Source organism: Pseudacidovorax sp. NFM-22, from assembly GCF_021401245.1.
GTDB lineage: Bacteria > Pseudomonadota > Gammaproteobacteria > Burkholderiales > Burkholderiaceae_C > Xenophilus.
In genome coordinates this window covers 547603-570559 of the sequence record NZ_JACBFY010000005.1, presented here as the reverse complement: position 1 = coordinate 570559, position 22957 = coordinate 547603, and the positions used below count along the sequence as shown (strand labels likewise).

The window sequence follows — 22957 nt, the reverse complement described above, 5'->3', positions numbered from 1 at the left end:
CGGTGGCTACCGCTCGCACAGCCGCCAGTGCAGCAGCGAGAACGCGGGTTGCGTGTCGCGATGGTGCGCGAAAACGCCCTGCACCGCAGCACCGATGGCGACATCCTGCATCGGGTCACCCAGCAGGTTGCCCACCATGCGCACGCCGCCAGCGTGTGGCAGCGCGACCAGCGCCACGCGATAGGGGCGGTGCCCGCGCAGGGCCGCATGGGCCGGATGCCACACCCGCGTCCAGCTGTGGATGACGCCCTGCGGCGGCACCTCGGTCCACGCCGGGTCGAAGGCATGGCAGTGGTGGCAGATCCATTCGGGGCCGAACTGCCAGGTGCCGCAGTGCGTGCAGCGCTGCACGCGCAGCCGCTCCTCGCACAGGCCCTGCCAGTACGGGGCCGAGAGGCCGTCAGGCTCCGACACGGGAATCGGCAGGCCGGCGGGCAGCGGCGGGATCGAGGTCTCGCTCACAGCGTGGCCTCCGATCCCAGCAGAAGGTTGCTCACCGGCGACACCATGGGCGCGCCGATGACCAGTGCGGCGTCGCGCCGCGGTGCCTGGCTGGTGGAGGTGCCGCGCACCTGGCGTACGGCCTCCAGCACCAGTTCGAGGCCGTGCATGTAGCACTCGGCCAGGTTGCCGCCGCTGGTGTTCAGGGGCAGCCGGCCGTGGGGGCTGACGAGGTTGTCGAGGATGAGGAAGTCGTTGGCCTCCTCGGGCCGGAAGAAGCCGTGCTCCGCCAGCGCCATGACCACGCCGCCGGTGAAGTTCTCGTAGCTCTGCACCGAGCCCACGTCCGAGGGTCCCAGGCCGGCCATGCGCCACAGGTCTTCGGCGACGGCGGCGTAGCCGGCGCTGCCGTAATCGGGCGCGTTGTGGGCCGTGGCGGCGGCGCGGTGCGGTGCGCCGGCCGCGGCGCCGAGCAGGTAGACCGGCTCGGCCGCGAAATCGCGTGCGCGCTCTGCCGCGACCAGCACCAGCGCCGCCGCCCCGTCGTTCTCCATGCAGCAGTCGAAGAGATGGAAGGGCTCGGTGATCCAGCGCGAGGCGTCGTACCGGGCGGCGTCGAGCGGCCGCCCGTGCATCAGCGCGCGCGGATTGGCCTGCGCATGGTGGTAGCAGGCCAGGGCGATGGCGCGCAGCGCCGCCTGCTGCACGCCGTGCTCGTGCATGAAGCGTTGCACCCGCATGGCGAAGCGCTGCGGCGGGGCCAGCACGCCGTAGGGCATCAGGTAGGCCTTCTCGCCCGAGATGGTCGACACACCCGACACCTGGCCGAAGCGCCCGTGCTCGCCCTGGGCCAGGGCCCGGAAGACCACCACGCAGTCCGCCATGCCGGCCGCGATGGCGGCGGCGGCATTGGCCACCGCGGCGCAGCAGCCGCCACCGCCGCCGCCCCACTGCATCGTGGCCGAGCGCAGGCGGTGGATGCCCAGGGCCGTCGCCAGCCGCGAGGCGTCGTTGCGGTCGTCGCCATACGAGGCGAAGCCGTCGATCTCCCGCGGGTCCAGGCCGGCGTCCTGGCATGCGGCCAGGATGGCCTTGAGGGCCAGCTTGAATTCGGGGTCGGGCGACTGGCCATGGCGCCAGTAACCGCCCTCGCCGATGCCGATGACCGCCACCTGCCCGCGCAGCGTGCGGGCGGCGCGCGCCGCAACGGTGGCGCCGGCCCGGCGCGTGTGCGCTGGCATGGGGGTGCCGCTCACATCTGGATGTTGGCCTTGCGCACCACCGGGCCCCACTGCGCCGCCTCCTTGCGGATCAGTTGCTCCAGCTGCTCGGGCGTGCTGCTGCGCGCCTCCACCTTGCGATCGGCGAAGAGGCGCCGCACCTCGGGCCGTTCCACCGCCGCGCGCACGGCCGCGTTCAGCCGCGCCGCCACGTCGTCGGGAATGTTCCGTGGGGCCAGTACCCCGAACCAGGCCACGCTCTCGAAGCCGGGAACGACCTCGGCGATGGGCGGCAGCTCGGGCACCGCCTCGCTGCGCTGCGTGGTGCCCACGGCCAGGTAGCGCACGCGGCCGGAGGCCAGCAGCGTGGCGCCATCCAGGCCCGTGACGAAGGCTGCCTGGATCTGCCCACCGACGAAGGCGGTGGTCATGGGCGCGCCGCCGTTGTAGGGAACGTGCTGCATCTGCGTGCCGGCCAGCTCGTTGAAGTAGGCGCCGGTGAGGTGCGACAGCGATCCGTTGCCCACCGAGCCGAAGTTGAGCGCCGGGCCCTCCTTGCGCGCGTAGGCGATGAAGTCCTTCAGCGTGCGCGCCGGGCTGTCGGTGGGTACGGCCAGGATCATGGGCGTGATCGCCACGGTGGAGATCGGCCGCAGGTCCTTGAGCTCGTCATAGGGCACCTTGCGCATGAGCGAGACGATCGCATTGGGACCGCTGTTGCCGAACACCAGCGTGTAGCCGTCCGGCGCTGCCTTGGCGACGCTGTCCACGCCGATGGTGCCGCCGGCGCCGGGCTTGTTGTCGACGATCACCGGCTGGCCCAGGAACTCGCTCATCGGCTGCTGGATGGCCCGCGCCAGCTGGTCGGTGCTGCCCCCGGCGGCATAGGGCACGACGATGCGGATCGGCTTGCTGGGATAGGACTGCGCGAAGGCCGCGCCGACGGCGAGCAGGCTGATGGCGGCGAGCGCTGCGCGGCGGTTGAAACGGTTGAAGGGGGCAAGGGTCATGGGGCGTCTCCGGAATGTTCTTGGGATGAAGGGGCCGGCGCGGCATCGGCCAGCCGGTCGGTCCAGTAGCGTCGGGCGCGCTGCATGTGGCGCAGGATCAGGGCCTGGGCCTCGGGTGCGCTGCGCGCGCGCAGGTGGGTCAGCATCTGGCGGTGGTCCTGCTCCGAGGCCTGGCCCTGCGCCAGGTTATGGAACAGGGCCTCGCGCCGCAATGCGGTGAAACGGTAGAAGGCGTTGAGCACGCGCACCAGCACCGAGTTGTGCGTGGCCTCGACCAGGGCGAGATGGAACTCGCTGTCGGCCTCGGCGATGTTGCCGCCACCCGCCAGGATTGCGCGGGTGCGGGCCAGGATGCCTTCCATGCGCTGCAGGTCGTCCTCGGTGCGGCGCTTGCAGGCCAGGCCGGCGGCCAGCAGTTCGAGATGGGCGCGCACCTCCATCGTCTCGGCCACCTCGGTGGGCGTGGGGGTGGCGCCCATGTCGGCCAGCATCACCAGCGCCTCGAAGCTGCTGTCGCGGCCCATGTGGCGCAGGTAGACGCCCGAGTTGGGGCGGCAGTCCACCACCCGCAGCGTGCCGAGGATGGCCAGGGCCTCGCGCACCGCATTGCGCCCCACGGCCAGGCTCTCCGCCAGGTCGCGTTCCGAAGGCAGGCGGTCGCCCGGCTGCAGCCTGCGCTCGCGCAGATAGGCCAGCACGCCGGAGATCACCGTTCCGATCTGGCCGCCGCCGTCGCGCGGGCGCGCGGGCGCCTGGGCGCCACGCGCGTGCATGGGCTCGATGGCGGTGCGCGGGTCGGGCATGAGGACGGCTCAGGGCGTGTAGCCGAAGTCCTTGCCCAGTTCGGCACGCATGTGATCGCCGCCGAGCGTCATCCAGTCGCCGCCGGCGGGAATGGTGATGGACACGGCGCGCTTCATGAACAGCCCGGGCTCTGCTGCCGACACCGGCGGCGTGCCGGCCTTCAGCTGGCGCACGCCCTCCAGCAGCACGCGCCGGGTGCGCGCGATGCCGCTGTCGCTGGTGCCCAGGTGCTCCTGGCTGCGGTCGTAGATGGGCTGCACGCCCGATTGGCAGGCCGCGTCCTGGATCCACAGGCCGGGCATGCCCGCGTTGTATTTGCTGACCTGCTGCGCGTAGTCGAAGTGGTAGGCATTGCCGCGGTTGAAGCGGCTCCAGTACGTGTGATACGGCTCGGTCACCGGCCGCTTCTCGTAGGCGCCCTCGGAGTGATGGCCGGTCTCGCGGCCGGCGTGCCCGTTCTTGAAGACCTGGCGCGTCTTTTCGTAGAAGGGCTGGGCCGGCGTGTACGAGAACATCACGCACAGCGTGTGTTCGTCGTCGATGGGCACCCAGGCATGGCCGCTGAGGTCGGGGAACTGGGCCTGCGGCGGCACCAGCGTCCAGAACGGCAGCATGAACTGGTTGACGCGCACGTAGTTCTGGCCGTCCGGCGTCTTGCGGCGCGCGGCGATGCTCACGCCGGCATCGTGTTGCACGCATTCGAAGGTCGGCGTGAGGTCGGCGCCCTGCTTCCACTGGTTGATGGTGCCGCCGACATCGACGCGGCCATGCAGGATGGCGGCATGGGCCGAGTCGATCTCGCCTTCGAGGGCCTGCAGCCAGTTGCACTCCTGGACGCGCATGGAGATGGCCACCTGCGTTTCGGGCACCAGGTTCCATTCCACGGCGGGCAGCTCGGGCGGGTTCTCCTGGTCGGGGCCCATGTAGGCCCACAGCATGCCGTTGCGCTCGCGCACCGCATAGGCGGTCACGCGCATGCGCTTGCACATCGGGCTGCCGGCCGGCTCGACGGGGATGTCGAGGCAGCGGCCGTCCACGCCGAACTTCCAGCCGTGATAGACGCAGCGCAGTCCGTCGGCCTCGTTGCGGCCGAAGACCAGGGGCGCGCCGCGGTGCGGGCAGGCCTGGGCCACCAGGCCCACGCGGCCGCTGCTGTCGCGGAAGGCGACGAGCTCCTCGCCGAGCAGCCGCACGCGGTACGGCTGGCCGTCGGGCGCGACGTCCGAGGACTTGAGGAAGGGAATCCAATACAGCCGCATGAACTGGCCCATGGGCGTCTGGGGGCCGACATGGACGAGGGTTTCGTTGTCTTCTCGGGAGAGCATGGAGTTCGTGGGGCCGGGTGGGTCGGCCGGAGTAGATTGGTTGAGCCAAATTGGTAGAACCAATTCTATGAAACTCGTTCGGCACGTCAAGCGCCTCGGCACGAGGCGCGCAAAAGGAGCGCGGACCGGCACCTTGTGCGCGCCCCGGCCTCAGCTGCCACCGCGGCCCGCTGCGCTGGCATGGCGTGCGATGCGGTAGGCCTGGGCCATGCCAGGCCCCAGCGTCGTGCCGGGGCCGGGATAGTGGCCCTGCATCGGCGAGGCTGCATCGTTGCCGCAGGCATAGAGCCCGCCGATGGGGCGACCGTGCGCGTCGAGCACGCAGCCCTGGGCGTCGGTGGCCAGCCCGGCGCTCGATGCCGCATCCCCGGGCCATACCGCCATGGCGGCATACGGTCCCGGCCCTACCGGTCCGACACAGGGATTGGGGGCGTGTGCCGGATCGCCGTTGAAGCGGTCGAACACCGAGGCACCCTTGTGGAAATCCGGGTCCTCGCCGAGCCGGGCCCAGTGGTCGTGGCGCTGTACGGTGTCGGCCAGGGTGGCGGCCGGCAGGCCCAGCGTTTGCGCCAGCGCATCGAGCGTCGGCGCGACCACCAGCATTCGACGCGCCACCCAGGGCCGCAGGTCGCGCGTGCCGGGCGCGATGGCGCCCAGCCCGTGGCGCCGGATGAAGGCGGTGCTGCACACCAGCTGGGCGGGCACCGCGTCCGCACGCACCATGCCTTCGACGAAATGGTGGTACGACGCCGCCTCGTCCACGAAGCGGCGGCCCCGGCCGTCCACGGCGATCAGACCGGGCTTGGCCCGGTCCAGGAACAAGTGCGGAAAGAGGCCGGTCGAGCCGTCCTTGCGGTGCACCACCGACACCGGCTGCCAGAGGAATGGCCGCTCCAGGCCCGTCAGCGCCGCCCCGGCTGCGCGACCCGCACCCAGGCCGTCGCCGCGCACCGCCTCGGCCGCGAGCGCGAGCATGGTCGGCCCCTGCGGCGCAAGAAGATGCCGCAGCGCCGCGTCATGGCCCACGCCGCCCGTGGCCAGCACGACGCCCCGGCGTGCACGCATCACCCGCGTCTGGCCATGTGCGTCCACCCGTGCGCCCACCACGCGCCCGCCTTCCATCTCGAGCCCGCGCAGCCGGGTGCCGAAGTGCAGCTGCACACCCGCCGTGCGCAGGCTGTGCAGCAGTCGGCCCACGAGAGCATTGCCCATCACCCACCGGGCCCCGCGCGGATGCCGGATGCGCTCGCGGGCGTGGCGCAGCACCAGCCGCGCGCTGTGGATGAAGGCCCGCCATGAGCGATAGCGGCCGACCAGGGCGGCGATGTCTGCCTTGCCGAGCATCATGCCCCCCAGCACCATGAACTCGGCCAGGGGTGGGCGCACGCGTCCGAAGTCGGCGCCCAGCAGCCGTCCATCGAAGGGCAGGGGAGAGACGGCCCGGCCCCGGACGGCCGCGCCGGGCAGATGCGGAAGGTAGTCCGGATGCATGCCGGCACTCGCGAACCTCACGGCCGTGCGCGCTTCGAGGTAGCGCAGCATGGCGGGTCCGCTGCCCAGAAAGGCCTCGCGTCGGCCGTCGTGGTCGGGCTCGCCGATCAATGCATCGAGGTAGGTGCGTGCGGCGTCCACCGTGTCCCCATGGCCCGCGGCGACGCCCTGCGGATTGCCCGGAATCCACAGCGTGCCGGCGGAAGTGGCGGTGGTGCCGCCCACCTGCTGCGTGGCTTCGCACAGCACCACGCGCAGTCCCTCCAGCGCGGCGACGAGCGCGGCCGTCATGCCTGCGGCGCCGGCGCCGATCACCAGCAGGTCCGCTTCCGTCTCAGGGATGTCCAGGGTCATTTACCGATTGCCTCCCGGTGTGCTTGTGCAAGAATGGTAGAACCATACACATTTTCGAGGACGGACAGTGTTCGATCAAGCAAGAATCAACGCCTTGCCCGAGCAGCCGGTGCCCCCAGCGCGCACGCCGCAGGCGCTCCAGGGCATCCGGGTGGTGGACTTCACGCACTTCGTGGCCGGGCCGCTGGCCACCATGACGCTGGCCGACTTCGGTGCCGACGTCATCAAGATCGAGGCGCCGGTCAAGGGGGAGGACTTTCGCTACTACCCGCCGATGGACCCGGAGCTGCCCGCGCAGGGCGCGCCCTACATCTGGACCAACCGCAACAAGCGCAGCATCGGCGTGGACCTCAAGTCCGAAGCGGGCCGCGAGGTGGTGCGCGCCCTCATCGAGACCGCCGACGTGGTGGTGGAGAACTTCTCCACCGGCGTGATGGAGCGCTTCGGCTTCGACTACGACAGCTGCGCGCGGCTGAACCCGAAGCTCATCTACTGCTCGGTGTCCGCCTATGGCCGCACGGGGCCGCATGCAGACCGGCTGGGCTTCGATCCCATCGCGCAGGCCGAAAGCGGCTTCATCTCGATGAATGGCTACGCCGACCGCCAGGGCGTGCGCAGCGGCGCGGCGGTGATGGACGTGGCCACCGCCATGTCCGCCACCAATGCGATCCTGCTGGCGCTGATGGCGCGCACCCGCGACGGCCAGGGTCAGTTCGTGGAGGTGGCGCTGTTCGACACGGCAGTGCTGATGACCGGCTTCGGCGCCATGCAGCACCTGACCACCGGCTACGAGCCGCAGCGCAACGGCAACACCAGCCCGGACACCTGCCCATCGGGCGTCTTCCAGTGCCAGGACATGCCCTTCTACATCAACTGCGGCAACGATGGCATCTTCGTGCGCCTGTTCGAGCAGGTGCTGGAGCGGCCGGACATCGCGCACGACCCCGTGCTGTCCAAGCGCGCCAACCGCCTGCAGCAGCGCGACTACCTGTTCGACATCATGCAGGCCGAGTTCGGCAAGCATCCCTGGCGCCACTGGCAGCCGCGGCTGCGCGCGGCGGGCGTGCCATCGGGCGAAGTGCGCACGCTGGCGCAGGCCCTGGCCTCGGAGGAGGCACGCGACCGCCAGCTGGTCACGCGCATCCCGCATCCAGTCAAGGGATGGGTGCCCAATGTGGCGACGCCGCTTCGGCTGTCGCGCACGCCGGCCGTGGTGGAGCGGGCGGCACCGGCCGTGGGGGCGGACACCGAGGCCGTGCTGGCGGACGCGCTGGGCCTGGACGAGGAGCGCATCGAGGCGCTGCGCGCGGCCGGCGCCTTCGGCGCACCTGCTTTGGTGGCCCAGCCATGAACGCCCCGGTCCACGCCCGAGCGCGAATCCCGGGGCGCCCTGCGCGGAGGGCCGTCCCGTGAGCCGCGCCGTCGCCATCGTCGGCGCGAGCGCCATTCCGGTCGGCCGCCACCAGACGGCCGACGACGCCGCCCTGCAGACGCTCGAGCACGAGATCATGACCCGCCTGGTGGTCGAGGCCGTGCGCGATGCCGGCGTCGACAAGCAGGACATCCAGAGCCTGGTCTTCACGCTGCCGCGGCCCTACACGCGGCAGAAATACTTCCACACCTTCCTGATGGGGCAACTGCGCCTGGCCTGTCGTGGCAATGTGATGGAGGTGATGGGCAACGGCATGACCGCCGCCCTGGCCTTCGACCAGGCCTGCAACGACATCCTGCTGGGCCGGGCCAATGTGGCGCTGGCCCTGGGCATCAACATGGAAAGCGCGGTGTCCGCCACCGAGCACATGATGAGCAGCATGCGCACCACCGGCGACGTGGACTTCCACACCTCGGCCGGCTTCACGCCCATTGCCTGGTACGCCATGGACGCCATGCGCTACATGCACGAGCACGGCGCGACGCGCGAGCAGATCGCGGCGGTGGCGGTGAAGAACCGGCACCATGCCTCGCTCAACCCGCTGGCCCAGTTCCGCAAGCCGATCACGCTGGAGGAGGTGGTGGCCCAGCGCCCCATCGTCGAGCCGCTGGGGCTGTACGAGGTGCCGCCGCGTGGCGATGGTGCCGCCTGCCTGGTGCTGGCCAGCGAAGAAGTGGCCAAGTCGCTCGGCCGGCCCTACGTGCTCGTGCGCGGCCGCGGCTTCTGCCACGACGGCTCGCACCAGATCAGCGACGTGCCCAACGACATGATCGTCTTCACGGCGGCGCGCCAGGCCGCACAGGACGCCTACCGGCAGGCGGGCATCGGCCCGGAGCAGCTCGACCTGGCCGAACTCTATGCCCCCTGCACCATCGTGGAGGTGCTGGTGAGCGAGGCCATCGGCCTGCTGCCGCGCGGCCAGGGTGCGCGGGCCGCGGCCGAAGGCCAGACCCGGCTGGGCGGGCGCATTCCGATCTCGACTTCGGGCGGCCTCACCTCCCGTGGCCATCCGGCCTACGTGACCTCGCTCTACAACTATGTGGAACTCGCCGAGCAGTTGCGTGGCCGTGCGGGCGAACGGCAGGTGAAGAACGCCCGCTTCGGCCTGGCCACGGGCGAACTGGGCAACTACAACGCCGCCCTCATCCATGTCATGGAGGCCGTGCAATGACGCCGCCCCTGCCGCAACTCCCCGTGGCCGAGGACCGGGCCTATCCGCCGCGGGAATCGGCGTTCACGACCACCTTCTGGCAGGCACTGCGCGAAGGCCGCTGGATGAGTACGCGCTGCAAGTCCTGCGCGCGCCAGACCTTTCCGCCCAAGCCGGTGTGCCCGCACTGCTGGTCCACGGACGTCGAGTGGGCCCCGCTGGGGCGCACCGGCACGCTCTATTCCTGGACCCGCATCCACGCCGCCCCCGCGGTGTTCTCGGCCGAAGCACCCTATGCCTGCGGCATCGTCGATCTCGACGATGGCCTGCGGCTGGCCTGCCGCCTGGTCGAGGACCCCCAGCGTCCGCCGGTCATCGGCCAGGCCGTGGAGATGGTGGTGCTGCAGTACCGGGACGGCCCGCTGTTCGCCGCGCGCCCGCTCGGCTGAGAAGGGCCTTCGCCTTCAACCCGATTCGATACACAGGAGAAAGAAAGCCATGAGCTTGTTCAACACCACCGGCCTCACCGACGACCAGCGCATGATGCGCGAGGGCGTGCTCGACCTGCTGGGCCGCCATCTGCCCTGGGAGAAGATCCGCAAGATGGACGAGGCCCGCGAGTTCCCGCTCGAAGCCTATGAAGCGCTGGCCGATGCCGGCTACATCGGCCTCTTCTATCCGGAAGAGCTGGGCGGCACCGGCGGCTCCTACCGCGACATCGCCATCTTCCTGGAGGCCATGGGCTACCACTACACCGGCATCGCGCAGGCCATCACCACCTCGGCCGTGTATGCGGGCATGCACATCGCCAAGTTCGGCAGCCCCGAGATGAAGAAGGACCTGGTGCCCCGCATCATCGCGGGCAAGGCCAAGCTGGCGCTGTGCATGTCGGAGCCCGGCACGGGCTCGGACGTGGCCGGCGTCAAGACCTTCGCGCAGCGCGAGGGCGACGACTACATCCTCAACGGCAACAAGGTGTGGATCACCTGCGGCCATGTGGCGGACTACTTCGTCGTCATCACACGCACCGACCGCGATGGCGCCAACCGCCACCAGGGCATCAGCACGCTGCTGGTCGACGCCAGGACGCCCGGCGTGACGGTGCGGCCGCTGCAGATGCTGGGCCGCCGGACCTCGCATGCCAACGAGGTGTTCTTCGAGAACGTGCGCGTGCCGGCGCAGAACCTGTTCGGCGGCGAGGGCCGGGCCTGGAAGAACATCATGAGCTGCCTGGGCCTGGAGCGGCTGGGCCTGGCCGCCATCTCGGCCGGCCATTGCTTCAAGATCACCGAGTACGCCCGCGGCTATGCCAAGGACCGCGTGCAGTTCGGCCAGCCGATCTCTCAGTTCCAGGTGATCCAGCACAAGCTGGCGGACATGCTGATCCTGTCGGAGACGGCCCGCCAGATGGTCTACCGCGCGGCCGACGTGCTGGACTCGGGCACCCCGGCGGTGACCGAGGCCTCCATCGCCAAGATCGTCGCCACCGACAACAACTTCAAGTGCGCCGATATCGGCATGCAGATCATGGGCGGCGCGGGCTATTCGATGGAGTACGACATGCAGATGTTCTTCCGCGACTCGCGCGTGGGCCCCATCGGCGGCGGCACCAACGAGATCCAGCGCAACATCCTCGCCAAGCAGATGGACCTGGGCTGAACGGGTCGGCCCGACTCCATCAGGGGGCGCAAGCCCCCTTTTTCATGGCCGCTGCGCGGCTTCGCCTGGGACTTCCCCTGACAGCCTCGACGTGCGTGGACGTGCTAGTATTCGATTGGTTGAACCATAAGAAACGGCGCATGACCCATCCCCGCCTCGCCGCCCTCCGCCACCCCGACAAGGCGGCCGTCATCATGGCTGGCACCGGTGCTGTCCTCAGCTACGCCGCGTTGACAGCGCGCGCCAATCAGGGCGCGCACCTCCTGCGTGCCCTCGGGCTGCGCCCGGGGGACCACATCGCCGTGCTGATGGAGAACAACCTCCGCTTCTACGAGGTCTATTGGGCCGCGATGAGTGCGGGGCTGTACTTCACACCCATCAGCACGCACCTGAGCGCCGCCGAGGCGGCGTACATCGTCAACGACTGCGGCGCCGCGGCGCTGGTGTCCTCGGCGGCCATGCAGACGGTGGCACTGCAACTGCCGGACCTCTGCCCCGCCGTGGCGCACTGCCTGGCGGTGGACGCATCCTTCGGCGCCTTCGCGCGGTGGGAAGAAGCCGCGGGCACTCGCCCCGACACGCCCATTGCCGACGAGGTGGGGGGCCACAACATGCTGTATTCCTCGGGCACGACGGGTCAGCCCAAGGGCATCAAGGTGCCCTTCGCCAACAACCCGGTCGAGGCCATGGTGCCCATCATGGCGACCTTCGCGCGCACCCTGGGCTTCGACGAGGACACGATCTATCTCTCGCCGGCACCGCTCTACCATGCGGCGCCGCTGGGCTTCAGTACGACGGTGCAGCGCATGGGCGGCACCGTGGTGGTGATGGAGAAGTTCGACCCCGAGGGGTTCCTTGCCGCCGTCCAGCGCTTCGGCGTGACGCACACGCAGGTGGTGCCGACGATGTTCGTACGCATGCTCAAGCTGCCCACCGAGGTGCGCGCGTCCTATGACGTGTCCTCGCTGCGCTGCGCCCTGCATGCCGCGGCACCCTGCCCGGTGGACGTCAAGCAGCAGATGATCGACTGGTGGGGGCCGTGCATCGTCGAGCAGTACAGCGGCTCGGAAGGCTCGGGCTGCACCTTCATCACCTCCGAGGAATGGCTGTCGCACCGCGGCTCGGTCGGCAGGTCGCTGCTCAACACCATCCGCATCGTGGACGACGAGGGCCGGGTGCTGCCGCCCGGCGAGCCCGGAACCATCTACTTCGAGGGAAGCCGTCGCTTCACCTACCACAACGACCCCGGCAAGACCGAGGGCGTGTTCAACGCGCAGGGCTGGTCCACCCTGGGCGACGTGGGCTACCTTGACGAGGAAGGCTATCTCTACCTCACGGACCGCAAGGCCTACATGATCATCTCGGGCGGGGTGAACATCTATCCGCAGGAGGCCGAGGGGGTGCTCACGCTGCATCCGAAGGTCATGGACGTGGCCGTGTTCGGCGTGCCCAACGCCGAATTCGGCGAAGAAGTGAAGGCCGTGGTCCAGCCGGTGGACATGGACCAAGCCGGCCCCGCGCTGGAAGCGGAACTGCTGGCCTTCTGCCGCTCGCGCCTGGCCGCGCTCAAGTGTCCGCGCAGCATCGACTTCGAGGCCCAGATGCCACGCCAGGACAACGGCAAGCTCTACAAGCGGCTCCTGCGCGAGCGTTACTGGAGCGGCCGCAGCAGCCGCATCGTCTGAAGCCGGCCGGGGCCCGGCGTTCGACCCCATTCAGGGGCGGAGGGCGCCGCGGCACCCGGGTCCGCCGCCATTGCCATCAATCATTGGTTGAACCATAATTTTCTGCGGGCCGCCTTTCCGGGCCGGCCCCATCGAGAGGACTGGATGGATCTGGAGTTCACACCGGCGCAGCGCGCCTTCCGTGCCGAGGTACGGGCCTTCATCGACGAGCGTCTGCCGGCGGACATCCGCTCGCGTCTGCGCGCCGGCCATCCGGCGCGCAAGCAGGACACCGTGACCTGGCAGCGCATCCTCAATGAGCGCGGTTGGGCCGCGCCGCACTGGCCGGCGCGCTATGGTGGCGCCGAGCTGGGGCAGATGGAGCGTCTGATCCTCATGGACGAGCTCTACCGCGCGCCTGCACCGCTGCCGCAGGTGTTCAACCTCACCATGCTGGGCCCGGTGCTGATGAAGTTCGGCACGCCGGCGCAGTGCGACCACTTTCTGCCGCGGCTCGCCAACCTCGACCTGTGGTTCTGCCAGGGCTTCTCGGAACCGGGTGCCGGCTCGGACCTGGCCTCGCTGCGCACCCGCGCCGAGCGCCGGGGCGACCACTATGTGGTCAACGGGCAGAAGATCTGGACCACCACCGCCCACCTCGCCGACTGGGTGTTCGCGCTGGTGCGCACCGACCCCGAAGCCCGCAAGCAGGCCGGCATCTCCTTCCTGCTGATCGACCTGAAGTCGCCCGGCATCACCATCCGCCCCATCCGCTCCATCGACGGTGGCCACCACCTCAACGAGGTGTTCTTCGACGACGTGCAGGTGCCCGTGGCCAACCTGGTGGGCGAGGAGAACAAGGGCTGGGACTGCGCCAAGTTCCTGCTCGGCAACGAGCGCACCGGCATCGCCAACGTCGGGCTGTGCCGCGAGCGGCTGGACCTTGCACGCCACATGGCGGCCCCGGCGCTGCCCCAAGGCGGGCGGCTGATCGACGATGCCGGGCTGCGCGCCGAGATGGCGGCACTCGATGCGGAGATCCGCGCACTCGAGCTGACCAACTACCGCTTCCTGCTCACCCCCGCCGAGCAGCAGGCGCTGCCGGCCTTCGCGTCGGTGCTCAAGCTCAAGGGCGTGGCGCTGCAGCAGGCGGTGAATGCGCTGCTGGCGCGGCTCGCCGGTCCGGCCGGCCTGGAGCAGCGCGAGGGCGACGAGGAACTCGTGCACGGCCCGCTGGTGCCACGCTACTTCTACTCGCGCGCCGCCAGCATCTACGGCGGCACCAGCGAAGTGCAGAAGGACATTCTGGCCAAGGCCATCCTGGGATGAGGCAGGGAACCCGATGAATTTCGAACTCGACGATGAACAACGCGCGCTGCAGGACAGCCTGACGCGCCTGATGGCCGAGCGCTACGGCTTCGAGCAGCGCCGCGCCCATGCTGCCAGCGAGGGCGGGCAGGACCCGCAGACCTGGCAGCACCTGGCCGAGCTGGGCGTCACCGCGCTGGCGGTGCCGTCGGCGCACGGCGGCTTCGACGGCGGCGCCCGCGCCCTGCTGCCGGTGATGCAGGCCCTGGGTGGGGCCCTGTGCCTGGAGCCGCTGCTGCCCCAGGTGTTGGCTGCGACGGTGCTGCGACTGGGCGCCGACGAGGCACTGTGCGCCGAGCGGCTGCCCGCCCTGGCCGACGGCAGCGCGCGCATGGCCTGGGCCCATGACGAAATCGCCGGCCGGCACGCGCCCTGCTGGATCGAGACCCGCGCCACGCGCCGCGGCGGAGCGTGGGTGCTTGATGGCGCCAAGGCCCATGTGCTCGGTGCGGGCTCGGCCGGCCACGTCATCGTCAGTGCCCGCATCGACGGCAGCGCGGACAGCCCGGCTGGCCGTGCGCTCTTCCTCGTCGATGCCGGCGCCCCCGGGCTGCAATGGCGCACCTACCGGCTGGTGGACGACACGCCGGCCGCCGAACTGAGGCTGGTGGCCGTGCCGGCCCGTCCCCTGGCCGAACCCGCCGACGGCGATGCGGGCGGCCGTGCCATCGACGGTGCGGTCGCCATGGGCATCGCGCTCGCCTGCGCCGACATGCTGGGCGCGGCGGAGACCGCCAACCGGCTCGCGGTCGACTACCTTCACACCCGCAAGCAGTTCGGCCGCGCCATCGGCGAGAACCAGGCGCTGCGTCATCGGGTGGCCGAGATGCGCGTGGACCTGGAGATGGCCCGCAGCATGGCCATGGCCGCCGCGGTCGCGGTCGATCTGCCCGAGGGCGACGAGTCGAGCCTCGACCTGCACCGTGCCAAGCTGTGCGTCGGCCGCCATGCACGCGAGGTGGCGCATGGCGCCATCCAGCTGCACGGGGGTATCGGCATGACCGAGGAATACGCCGTCGGCCACTGCCTGCGCCGCATCCACGTGATGGACCAGCTGTTCGGCGACAGCGGTGCCCATACGGCGCGGCTGGCGACCGCGCTGGCGGCGTGACGGGCGCCGATGACCAGCCCCCGATAGAAACATCAGAGACAACGAGCAGAGCAAGACGGCCATGAACGAAGCCATGATCTATCTGGATGACCAGGGCGTGCCCCGGTCGCAGGTGCAATTGCAGGCCCGGCGCGCAGCCACCGGTATGGCCGAGCTGGGCGTTGCCGAGGGCGACTGCGTGGCGCTGCTGCTGCGCAACGACTTCGCCTTCTTCGAGGTGCAGCAGGCGGCGGCCGCCATCGGTGCCTACGCGGTTCCGCTGAACTGGCACGGCAAGGCGGAGGAACTGCTCTACGTGCTGGAGGACGCCCGCCCCAAGGTGCTGGTGGCCCATGCGGACCTGCTGGCGCCGCTGCGCGGCCGGCTGCCGGCCGGGCTCGTCGTGCGCGTGGTGCCCACGCCGCCGCAGGTGCTGGCGCGCTACGGCATCGACGCCGCGCAGGCCCGACCCGCGCCCGACGACGTGCTCTGGCCGCAATGGTGCGAACGCTTCGCGCCCTGGGACGCGGCGCCGCGGCCGAGCCGCGCGACCATGATCTACACCTCGGGCACCACCGGGCATCCCAAGGGCGTGCGGCGCCATCCCTCCACGCCCGAGCAGGCGCAGGCCTACCGGGAGATCATCGAGCGCGTGTACGGCCTCGTGCCCGGCGTGCGGGCGCTGATCACCGGCCCGCTGTACCACGCCTCGCCCAATGCCTATGGCCGCCAGGCCTTCGGTGCGGCCGAGCTGCTGGTGGTGCAGTCCAAGTTCGACGCCGAGGAAACCCTGGCGCTGATCGCCCGGCACCGCATCACCCATGCGGTGATGGTGCCCACCATGTTCGTGCGCCTGCTCAAGCTGCCGGCCGAGGTGCGCGCGCGCTACGACGTGGGCTCGCTGCAGTGGGTCACCCACACCGGCGCGCCGTGCCCGCGTGAGGTCAAGCAGGCCCTGATGGACTGGTGGGGGCCGGTGGTCTACGAGACCTACGGCGGCACTGAGGTGGGCACGGCCACGCTGTCCACGCCGCAGGACTGGCTGGCGCACCCCGGCTCGGTCGGCACCCCCACGCCGGGCACGCGCGTGGCCTTCTACGGCGAGGACGGCCGCCCGGTGCCCGAGGGCGAGATCGGCGAGATCTACATGCGCGTGTCCGCCTATCCCGACTTCACCTACCTCAACAACGACGCCAAGCGCAGCAGCGTCGAGCGCGACGGCCTGATCAGCGTGGGCGACGTCGGCTACCTCAAGGACGGCCGGCTGTACCTGTGCGACCGCCGCTCGGACATGGTGATCTTCGGTGGCACCAACGTGTATCCCGCGGAGATCGAGATGGTGCTGGCCCAGTGCCCGGGCGTGCGCGACTGCGCCGTCTTCGGCATTCCGGACGAGGACTTCGGCGAGTCGCTGGCTGCGGCCGTGGAGCGCGAGCCCGGCGCGCAGCTCACGGAGGCGGACATCCGCCACTACCTGGAAGCCCGCCTGGCCCGCTACAAGGTGCCGCGGCGCATCGACTTCCATGCCAGCCTGCCGCGCGAGGACAGCGGCAAGATCTTCAAGCGCCGGCTGCGCGATCCCTTCTGGCAGAACACCGGCCGGCAGATCTGATGGCCGCGTCGCCAAGCGACGAAGTCGCGGACGCGCTGGGCCGTGTGCTGGCGCGCCGCTCCGGTTCGACCGGCGAGGTGCGTGGCCTGCAGCGGCTGACGGCCGGCGGGACCAAGGCCACCTGGTCCTTCGACTGGGCCGTGCCGGGCGCGCCGCCGCAGCCGCTGATCCTGCAGCAGACGCCCCCACTCGGTGCCGCCGCCGGCCAGGTGCCCAAGCTGAACGGCCCGCAGGAGGCGGCGCTGATGCAGGCCGCCCGCGCCGCCGGCACGCCCGCGCCCGTGGTGGAGGCGGTGCTCGCGCCCGAGGACGGCCTGGGTGAGGGCTACGTCACCCGGCGCGTGGCCGGCGAGACGCTGGGCCGGCGCATCCTGCGCGACGAGGCCTTCGCAGCTGCCCGCACCCGCATGGCGGGCCAGTGCGGCGAGATCCTCGCCACGATCCATCGCACGCCCATCCGCGGGCTGTCCTTCCTGCAGGCCTTCACGCCGGCGCAGGAACTGGCGGCCTACCGCGCCCTGCTCGATGGCTGCGGCGTGCGCCATGCCGCGCTCGACCATGCCATGGCCTGGATCGGCCGCCACCTGCCGCCGCCGGTGGCGCCGGCGCTGGTGCATGCCGACTTCCGCACCGGCAACCTCGTCGTCGGGCCGGACGGTGTGTGCTGCGTGCTGGACTGGGAGATCGCCCGCATCGGCGATCCCATGCAGGACCTGGGCGTGCTGTGCATGCGCACCTGGCGATTCGGCGGCCCGGGCGAAGTGGGCGGCTTCGGCGCGCGCGAGGCGCTCTATGCCGCCTATGAGTCGGCTTCCGGGCAGCCCGTCGACCCGCAGCGGGTGCGCTTCTGGGAGGCCTTCGCCAATCTCAAGTGGGCCATCGCCTGCGCCCGCCGCGGCAGCCAGAAGCGGCCCGACGGCCGCCCCGCCAGCCTGGAACTGGCCGCCATCGGCCGCCGCATGGAGGAGCCGCTGTGGGACTTTCTGAACCTGGTCGCGCCGCTGGAGATGGCGCCGTGAGCGCCCCCTCCGCAGGCAAGGCCGAAGACCGCCCCGTGTCCACACGGGTGCCGCCCGCCGAGGTGCTGCTCGATGCCGCGGCCGACTACCTCGACCTGGAACTGCGCCCCTCGCTGGACGGCTATCACGCCTTCCAGCTGCGGGTGTGCGTCAACGTGCTGCGGCTGGTGGCGCGTGAGCTGCGCCTTGGCCCGGCGGCCGACGCGCAGGCGCGGGCCGGGCTGGCCGCGCTGCTCGGTGAGCGCTCGGCCGCAGAGGCGCAAGCGGATGCCCTGGCCCCGGACGACGCCCTGCGCGCGGAGATCGCCTCCGGCCGGCTGCCGCTCGATTCGCCAACCCTGCTGGCGTATCTGCGCGATGGGCTGCGGGATGCGCTTGCCATCAACAGCCCCCGCTGGGTGCAGCCGGGCGGCGACACCGGCGGCTAGGGATGCTCGCCCGACTCCGCAGATGCCGACGGCGCGCGCACTCGTGAAGCGCACCCGAAGGCCAGTCAACGCCATGCATCCGCTGCCGGCGAAGGCACACGGGGCGCCACCTTCGCGTTATTCCCGAGCGCGAGGCGCCTCCGTCCTGATAACGTAGATGGTTCAACCAATCAAAGAGACGCACACCATGGAATTTTCCCGGCGACAGGTGCTGGCGGCCGGCCTGGCCACCCTGGGCGGCGCCGCCACCACGGCGGCCCAGGCGCAGGGCTATCCCAACAACGTCATCCGCTTCATCATCCCCACGCCCCCGGGCGGCGGCCACGACATCATGATGCGGCTGGTGGGCCAGAAGCTCACCGAGCGGCTGGGCCAGCCGGTGATCGTGGAGTCCAAGCCCGGCGCCACCGGTGCCATCGCGGCACAGACCGTGGCCCGGGCTGCCCCTGACGGCTACACGCTGCTGCTGGCCTATAGCGCCTTTCTCAGCAACCTGCTGCTGATGTCCAAGCCGGGTTACCGGCAAGAGGACTTCAGCACCGTGGGCATGCTCGCGCTCACGCCCATCGCACTGGGCATCAGCGAAAACCTCGCGGCCTCCACGCTGCGGCAGTACGTGGCGCTGGCCAAGACCCGGCCGGGGCAGCTCGCCTACGCCTCCTACGGGCAGGGCTCGGGTGGGCACTTCGTCGGCGAGCTGTTCAACGTGGCGGCCGGCATCGAGACCATCCATGTGCCCTACAAGGGCGAGGCGCCTGCGCTGCAGGACGTGATCGGCGGCCAGGTGCAGGCCGTGTGCGCCTCCATCGGCGGCACCAAGCGCTACCCGGGTCGCATCCGCACGCTGGCCGTGGCCTCGGCCGAGCGCTCGCCCAGCTATCCCGACGTGCCCACCTTTGCCGAACTCGGCTATCCCGGCGTGGACATGCCGGGCTGGGCGGCGCTGATGGCACCCGCCGGCACGCCCAAGGCCGTGGTGGACCTGCTCACGAAGGAGGTCAACGAGATCGTGCTGCTGCCCGACGTCAAGGCCAAGATTGCCGAGCTGGGCTTCGACTCGGTCGGCTGGGCGCCGGATCGCACGCACGCCTTCTTTAAGGAGCAGCTGGCGAGTTCGGAGAAGCTGGTGCGCTCGGGGCGCGTCAAGCTCTGAGAAGGGGCCAAGCCGGCGGCCCGGGGCCTCTGGGGCCTGGAGCCACGGCGCCTGCGGGCGCCGCAGGCCTCACCAGCTGGGTCGCACCGTGCCGTCGCCGAAGGGTTCGTCCCGCCGACGTGCGGCGGCCTTGAAGCCCATCGCCGCCACGTCGGCATCGAATTCCCGCTTGGCGCGGCTCAGGTGGGCCCGGCTGTCCATCTCGGCGGCCAGGCGGGCGATGGTGCCGGCACCCGCGAGTTCCAGTGCGATGTTGACGATGCGCTTGTTGGTGGCCAGCAGCTCCGCATCGATGGTGGCGAGGCGGCGCGCCAGGCTCATCACCTCTTGCTCCAGCGCCTCGGCCGGTGCGCTGGCCACGGCCAGGCCGATTCGCGCCGCATCGGCACCGCTGACCACATCCCCGCTCAGCAGCAGCCGCTTGGCCCATTGCGGCCCCACGTTGTAGAACCACATGTGGTTGGGCGGCGAGCCCATGGCGCGCGTGGCCGGGAAGCCGATGCGGGCGTCGTCCGCGGCGATCACCATGTCGCAGTACAGCGCCAAGTCGGTGCCACCGGCCACGCAATGGCCATGCACCTTGGCGATCACCGGCTTGTGCAGCGTGAAGGGCGTGCGCAGCAGTTCCTGGAAGCGCTCGAGCTTCCAGGCATCGTCGTCGAAGGAGCCGCTGCCGCTGCGGTAGACGTCCGCGCCGGCCTCGCCGGCGGATTCGCTGGCATAGCGCGCGTAGGCCGACTGCATGTCGTAGCCGGCGCAGAAGTCCGGCCCTGCGCCTTCGAGCACGATGACATGCACGGCGCGCAGGTCGTCCGCCTCCAGCAGCGCGGCCCGCAGCTCGACCAGCATGTCCCACGACAGGGCGTTGCGGCGTGCCGGATGGTCGAGGGTGACGCGGGCGACCCCGTCGTCCACTGTCATGCCGACGAAGCGCGCTTCGGTTCGCCACTTGCCCATCACGCCACCTGCACCGGTTGGCCCGCCGCAACGCCTGGCATCGGCTGCCCGACTGGCATGGACGGCGCCGCCTTGCCGAGTTGCAGCGCCTGATCGGCAATCTGGTTGGCCGTGAGAAAGGCGAAGGCCATGTTGGGCCCGTGCGTGATGCCCGCGGCCGGGTAGTTGCCACCCATCACGCTGGCTCGGTCGTTGCCCGCCGCATAGAGGCCGGGAATCGTGCTGCCGTCACGGCGCAGCACTTCGCCGGTGACGGCAGTGCTCAGGCCGTCGAAGGTGCCCAGGTCGCCCATCAGCAGCTTGATGGCGTAGAAGGGCCCCTGGGCGAGGGGCGCCACGCAGGGGTTGGGTCCGTGTTCGGGGTCGGCCAGGTAGCGGTTGAAACTGGTGCTGCCGCGACCGAAGGCCGGGTCCTCGCCCCGCGCCGCGGGCTGGTTGTAGTCGGCCACGGTGCGGGCCAGACCGTCAGGGTCGATGCCGGCGTTGCGGGCCAGCTCTTCCAGCGTGCGGCCGCGCAGGAGATAGCCATTGCGCAGCAGCGCGCCATGCGGAATCGGCGCCGGCTTGACGTAGCCCAGGCCGTACTTGCTGAGCGCAGCCTGGTCGCAGACGAGCCACATCGCGGTCTCGGGCATGCCTTCGCAGGCCCGGTGCAGGGCGGCGCCGACGTCGTGGTAGGAGTTGGATTCGTTGGTGAAGCGCCGGCCGTTGGCCATCACGCCGATCACGCCGGGCTTGTAGCGATCCAGCAGATGCGGGAACACGCCGGTCTGGCCGCCGCCGAAATCCACATGGGTGACGGGCATCCAGGCGGCGGGCTCCTGGAAGCGGATCTCCACCACGCCGCCGGCCGCTTCGGCCATGGCGCAGCCGTCGCCGGTGTTGCTCTGCGGCGTGGGCGACAGGTGGCGGTGGCTGCGTCGAAGGTGCGGGTAGGCCTGCGCGATCCGGCGGGTGTCGTGCGGAAATCCGCCGCAGGCAAGGATCACCCCATGCCGTGCCCGCAGCGTGCGCTCGGCCCCGTCCGGTCCGGCCACCACGCCGGTGACGCGGCCGTCCTCCACCAGCAGACGTTGTGCCGGCATGCCGGTCAGGATGGGAATGCCCAGGTCCAGCGCGGACTGCGCCAGCCGTGCCGCCAGCGCATTGCCGCTGGTGACCTGCACGGCGCGGCGGTAGAGCAGCAGCTCCTTGAGGTGGTTGGCCAGGCGCCGCGCCACGTAGAAGAAGGAGGTGAGCGACTTGGTGGCCCGGAAGAAGTGCTTCAGGTCGGCGTTGGACGAGTTGAACATCATCCCCATGAAGGTGATGCTGCGCAGCGGCGGCTTGAGCCGGGCCATGTCCTTGCCCAGGCCGCGGATGTCGTAGGGCTTGGCCAGGATCGAGCGGCCGACGTCGGCGCCGCCCGGCGCGGTGGGGTGGTAGTCGGGGTAGAGCGTGGGCACGAACTGCATGGCCGTCTCGCGCTCCAGGAAGTCCACCATGCGCGGGCCGTTCTCGATGAAGGCGTCCACCGCGGCTGCGTCGTAGAACCGGCCGGTCTCGGCCTGCATGAAGGCACGTACTTGTTCTGCGGTGTCGGCCGGGTTCTGCCGCAGGCCGTGGTGCGTCAGCGGAATCCACAGCACGCCACCCGACAGTGCCGTGGTGCCGCCGAAGACGGGCTCCTTTTCGAGCACCACCACATCCAGCCCGCGCTTGCGGGCCGTGATCGCGGCGGTCAGGCCTGCTGCGCCAGAGCCGACGACCACCAGGTCGTGCTCCGCCGCTTCGGGGGCGCGCGCGTTCATTCCGCCTTGATGTTGAACTGGGTGACGATCTCGCGCAGCTGATCGGACTCGGTCCTCATCATCTGGGCGAACTCGGCCGGGCTGGTGGTGCGAGCCACGGCCCCGGTGGCGAGCAGCCGGGTCTTGAGCCCGTCGTCGGCCATGACCTTGCGGAAGGCGGCGTTGAGCCGTTCCACCACGGCGTCGGGCGTTCCCGACGGTGCCATGACGCCGAACCAGGCCTGGGCCTCGTAGCCGGGCACGGCGCGGTTCAGGGGCGGGGTGCCCGGTACCACGCTGGAGGGTTCCCGGGTGCCGACGCCCAGCAGCTTCAGGTTGCCCTGCTGCACCTGGCCCAGCATGGCGGAGGAGGGCGTGGTCACCAGCATCTGCACCTCGCCCGTGCGCGCCGCCATGGTGGAGGCCGCCTCGCCCTTGTAGGGAATGTGTTCGGCCTTGATGCCCGACAGCTGGATGAGGCGGGCCGTGGAGAGATGGCCGTAGGAGGCCGTGCCGGCGGAGGCGTACATGACGCCCTTGGGCTGCTTGCGCGCCCATTCGAAGAAGGACTTGGCGTCGTCCGCAGGCACGGCCTTGTTGACCACCAGCACCATGGGCACCACCGAGGTCAGCGTCACGGGCCGCAAGTCCTTGAAGGCGTCGTAGCCGGCCTTGTCGTTGAGCAACGGCGTGGTCAGCACACCGTTGTTGGGATAGAGCAGGGTGTAGCCGTCGGGCCGTGCGCGCGCCACCAGCTGGGCGGCGATGGCGCCCGAGGCGCCGGGGCGGTTGTCCACCACGATGGGCTGGCCCAGTTCCTTGCCCAGCGCGTCCTGGAACATGCGAACCTGGCCATCGCTGGTGCCGCCGGCCGCGTAGGGCACGACGATGGTGATGGGCCGAGTCGGATACGCCTCCTGGGCGGCGGCGAGTGCCGGCGCCGCGGCAGCGAAGGCCAGGCAGAGGATTCGGGCGGCGGTCGGGCGGTGCATGGGCTGTCTTCCTTTTGGC

The 22957-nt window shown here is 70.6% G+C and carries 20 protein-coding genes; 11 read left to right on the top strand and 9 right to left on the bottom strand.

Going from position 1 to position 22957, the window contains the following annotated elements:
- Window positions 1-6: 6 nt before the first annotated feature.
- From L0984_RS20225 to L0984_RS20200, 6 genes are all read right to left on the bottom strand, one after another.
- Entirely contained in the window at window positions 7-462 is a 456-nt protein-coding gene (locus tag L0984_RS20225) for a Zn-ribbon domain-containing OB-fold protein (RefSeq protein ID WP_234195789.1), read from the bottom strand.
- Entirely contained in the window at window positions 459-1697 is a 1239-nt protein-coding gene (locus tag L0984_RS20220; RefSeq protein ID WP_234195788.1) for a thiolase C-terminal domain-containing protein, read from the bottom strand. Before L0984_RS20220 ends, L0984_RS20225 begins: the two co-directional genes overlap by 4 nt.
- Window positions 1694-2671, bottom strand: coding sequence for a Bug family tripartite tricarboxylate transporter substrate binding protein (locus L0984_RS20215; RefSeq protein ID WP_234195787.1), 978 nt, complete (start codon window positions 2669-2671; stop codon window positions 1694-1696). The genes L0984_RS20220 and L0984_RS20215 overlap by 4 nt, the downstream gene beginning before the upstream one ends.
- Entirely contained in the window at window positions 2668-3474 is an 807-nt protein-coding gene (locus tag L0984_RS20210) for a FadR/GntR family transcriptional regulator (RefSeq protein ID WP_234195785.1), read from the bottom strand. The genes L0984_RS20215 and L0984_RS20210 overlap by 4 nt, the downstream gene beginning before the upstream one ends.
- Before the next feature lie 9 nt (window positions 3475-3483).
- The gene (locus tag L0984_RS20205) at window positions 3484-4800 is read right to left on the bottom strand and encodes a Rieske 2Fe-2S domain-containing protein (RefSeq protein ID WP_234195783.1); all 1317 of its coding nucleotides are present in this window, start codon (window positions 4798-4800) and stop codon (window positions 3484-3486) included.
- A 150-nt stretch (window positions 4801-4950) separates the two neighbouring features.
- Entirely contained in the window at window positions 4951-6645 is a 1695-nt protein-coding gene (locus L0984_RS20200) for an FAD-dependent oxidoreductase (RefSeq protein ID WP_234195781.1), read from the bottom strand.
- Window positions 6646-6712: 67 nt separating this feature from the next.
- Between L0984_RS20200 and L0984_RS20195 the strand changes: the two genes are divergently transcribed.
- The 11 genes from L0984_RS20195 (at window position 6713) to L0984_RS20145 (ending at window position 19220) form a co-directional block, all read left to right on the top strand.
- On the top strand, window positions 6713-7996 hold the full coding sequence (locus L0984_RS20195) for a CaiB/BaiF CoA transferase family protein (protein ID WP_370646100.1): 1284 nt from the start codon (window positions 6713-6715) through the stop codon (window positions 7994-7996).
- A gap of 58 nt (window positions 7997-8054) precedes the next feature.
- Window positions 8055-9248 carry a thiolase family protein gene (locus L0984_RS20190; protein ID WP_234195778.1) on the top strand — a complete coding sequence of 398 codons (1194 nt, stop codon included), beginning with the start codon at window positions 8055-8057 and terminating at the stop codon, window positions 9246-9248.
- The gene (locus L0984_RS20185; RefSeq protein WP_234195776.1) at window positions 9245-9676 is read left to right on the top strand and encodes a Zn-ribbon domain-containing OB-fold protein; all 432 of its coding nucleotides are present in this window, start codon (window positions 9245-9247) and stop codon (window positions 9674-9676) included. Before L0984_RS20190 ends, L0984_RS20185 begins: the two co-directional genes overlap by 4 nt.
- Before the next feature lie 49 nt (window positions 9677-9725).
- Complete coding sequence (locus tag L0984_RS20180; protein WP_234195773.1) at window positions 9726-10886, top strand: acyl-CoA dehydrogenase family protein; 1161 nt, start codon at window positions 9726-9728, stop codon at window positions 10884-10886.
- A 140-nt stretch (window positions 10887-11026) separates the two neighbouring features.
- Window positions 11027-12571, top strand: coding sequence for an acyl-CoA synthetase (locus L0984_RS20175; protein ID WP_234195772.1), 1545 nt, complete (start codon window positions 11027-11029; stop codon window positions 12569-12571).
- 144 nt (window positions 12572-12715) lie between these two features.
- Window positions 12716-13879 carry an acyl-CoA dehydrogenase family protein gene (locus L0984_RS20170; protein ID WP_234195770.1) on the top strand — a complete coding sequence of 388 codons (1164 nt, stop codon included), beginning with the start codon at window positions 12716-12718 and terminating at the stop codon, window positions 13877-13879.
- 13 nt (window positions 13880-13892) lie between these two features.
- Window positions 13893-15029 carry an acyl-CoA dehydrogenase family protein gene (locus L0984_RS20165; RefSeq protein ID WP_234195768.1) on the top strand — a complete coding sequence of 379 codons (1137 nt, stop codon included), beginning with the start codon at window positions 13893-13895 and terminating at the stop codon, window positions 15027-15029.
- A 61-nt stretch (window positions 15030-15090) separates the two neighbouring features.
- Window positions 15091-16620, top strand: a complete 1530-nt coding sequence (locus tag L0984_RS20160) for an acyl-CoA synthetase (protein ID WP_234195766.1) — start codon at window positions 15091-15093, stop codon at window positions 16618-16620.
- Window positions 16620-17639 carry a phosphotransferase family protein gene (locus tag L0984_RS20155; protein WP_234195764.1) on the top strand — a complete coding sequence of 340 codons (1020 nt, stop codon included), beginning with the start codon at window positions 16620-16622 and terminating at the stop codon, window positions 17637-17639. The genes L0984_RS20160 and L0984_RS20155 overlap by 1 nt, the downstream gene beginning before the upstream one ends.
- Window positions 17636-18067, top strand: a complete 432-nt coding sequence (locus tag L0984_RS20150; protein ID WP_234195762.1) for a DUF6285 domain-containing protein — start codon at window positions 17636-17638, stop codon at window positions 18065-18067. Before L0984_RS20155 ends, L0984_RS20150 begins: the two co-directional genes overlap by 4 nt.
- A gap of 187 nt (window positions 18068-18254) precedes the next feature.
- A complete protein-coding gene (locus tag L0984_RS20145) occupies window positions 18255-19220 on the top strand; it encodes a Bug family tripartite tricarboxylate transporter substrate binding protein (protein WP_234195760.1) in 966 nt (321 codons plus the stop codon).
- A gap of 69 nt (window positions 19221-19289) precedes the next feature.
- Here the strand turns inward: L0984_RS20145 and L0984_RS20140 are convergent, their stop codons facing one another.
- The 3 genes from L0984_RS20140 to L0984_RS20130 are packed head-to-tail and all read right to left on the bottom strand — an operon-like array spanning window position 19290 to window position 22938.
- Window positions 19290-20177 (bottom strand): crotonase/enoyl-CoA hydratase family protein, encoded by an 888-nt coding sequence (locus tag L0984_RS20140; RefSeq protein ID WP_234195758.1) that lies wholly within the window; start codon window positions 20175-20177, stop codon window positions 19290-19292.
- Window positions 20177-21967: an FAD-dependent oxidoreductase gene (locus tag L0984_RS20135; RefSeq protein ID WP_234195756.1), complete on the bottom strand. Its 1791-nt coding sequence runs from the start codon at window positions 21965-21967 to the stop codon at window positions 20177-20179. The genes L0984_RS20140 and L0984_RS20135 overlap by 1 nt, the downstream gene beginning before the upstream one ends.
- Window positions 21964-22938: a Bug family tripartite tricarboxylate transporter substrate binding protein gene (locus tag L0984_RS20130; RefSeq protein WP_234195755.1), complete on the bottom strand. Its 975-nt coding sequence runs from the start codon at window positions 22936-22938 to the stop codon at window positions 21964-21966. Before L0984_RS20130 ends, L0984_RS20135 begins: the two co-directional genes overlap by 4 nt.
- Between the last annotated feature and the right edge of the window lie 19 nt (window positions 22939-22957).